The organism is Streptococcus sp. 27098_8_51 (genome assembly GCF_041432205.1).
In the GTDB taxonomy this organism is placed as follows: domain Bacteria; phylum Bacillota; class Bacilli; order Lactobacillales; family Streptococcaceae; genus Streptococcus.
Genome location: NZ_JAPVZE010000029.1, coordinates 1 through 1,211, shown reverse-complemented (window position 1 = coordinate 1,211; position 1,211 = coordinate 1). Strand labels below are relative to the sequence as shown.

Here is a 1,211-nt window from a genome sequence, read left to right as displayed (position 1 = left end):
GTTTGGACATCCGCCTTGATAAAGTTCATTGTATCAACGATTGCCAAACCAGCTGAAACAGAGCCCCCAGGTGTATTGACATAAAGGTAAATATCTTTTGTGCTGTCTTGGGCATCCAAGAAGAGTAATTGGGCGATAACGGAGTTGGCCATGTTGTCTTCAACTGGACCTGTTAGCATGATGATGCGGTCTTTCAGAAGACGAGAGTAAATATCATAGGAACGTTCTCCACGGCTTGTTTGTTCAATAACTACAGGAATCATTCATTTCTCCTTTTAATGTTGAATTTTCTTAGTCTTACGACTCAATACAGAACTATTATATCTTTTTGGTCAAAAAAGGTCAAATTTTTGCTCTATTCTCTAAACAGAAACAAAAACTCAACCTCCTTTCAAGTCAAAAACGAACTTCTAGTTTCAATATTTAATTTGGAATTTTATTTAGTACCAAACAAGCGGTCTCCAGCATCTCCTAGACCTGGAACAATATAACCGTGTTCGTTCAAGCGTTCATCCAAGGCCGCAGTAAAAATTTCTACATCTGGGTGTGCTTCTTGAAGGGCTTTCACTCCTTCTGGAGCAGATACTAGGCAGACAAACTTGATATTTGAAGCACCACGTTTTTTAAGGGAATCTACTGCCAAGATTGCTGAGCCACCTGTTGCCAACATTGGATCAACGACAAAGATTTGACGTTGGTCAATATCTTCAGGCAATTTCACCAAATATTCAACTGGTTGAAGGGTTTCTTCATCACGGTACATACCGATATGACCAACTTTGGCTGCTGGAACCAAGCTCAAGAGGCCATCTACCATCCCGATACCTGCACGCAAGATTGGGACAATAGCCAATTTTTTCCCAGCCAATTGTTTTTGAACTGTCTTTGTGATAGGTGTTTCGATTTCCACGTCTTCAAGTGGAAGATCACGAAGTACTTCATATCCCATCAACATCGCAATCTCATCTACTAGCTCACGAAAAGCTTTTGTAGAAGTATCTGTACGTCGCAAGATTGACAATTTGTGTTGAATGAGTGGATGATTAATGACTTCAATTTTTCCCATTTTCTGAGTTCCTTCTTTCAATTTATTCTTCTTATTATATCAAAAAACGGTTTAAAAAGCTTTCTAAACCATTTATTTTTATTAATTTTTAAATCAAATCTGCCTCTTGAAGAGCTGTCTGAACAGTCTCTAATGGTAAATGGGT

Annotated in this window: 1 protein-coding gene and 1 pseudogene; both read right to left on the bottom strand. The window is 38.6% G+C overall.

Features of this window, described 5'->3' with window-relative positions; all coding sequences use genetic code 11:
* A pseudogene (clpP, locus tag O3622_RS09990) lies at positions 1-263 on the bottom strand (ATP-dependent Clp protease proteolytic subunit ClpP); the annotation flags it as partial.
* A gap of 173 nt (positions 264-436) precedes the next feature.
* Positions 437-1,066: a uracil phosphoribosyltransferase gene (gene upp / locus O3622_RS09985; RefSeq protein ID WP_000515974.1), complete on the bottom strand. Its 630-nt coding sequence runs from the start codon at positions 1,064-1,066 to the stop codon at positions 437-439.
* Positions 1,067-1,211 lie beyond the last annotated feature (145 nt).

What these genes read in the sequence shown, in the direction of transcription:
- upp (WP_000515974.1), bottom strand. Translation starts at nt 1,066, where the DNA reads ATGGGAAAAATTGAAGTCATTAATCATCCACTCATTCAACACAAATTG.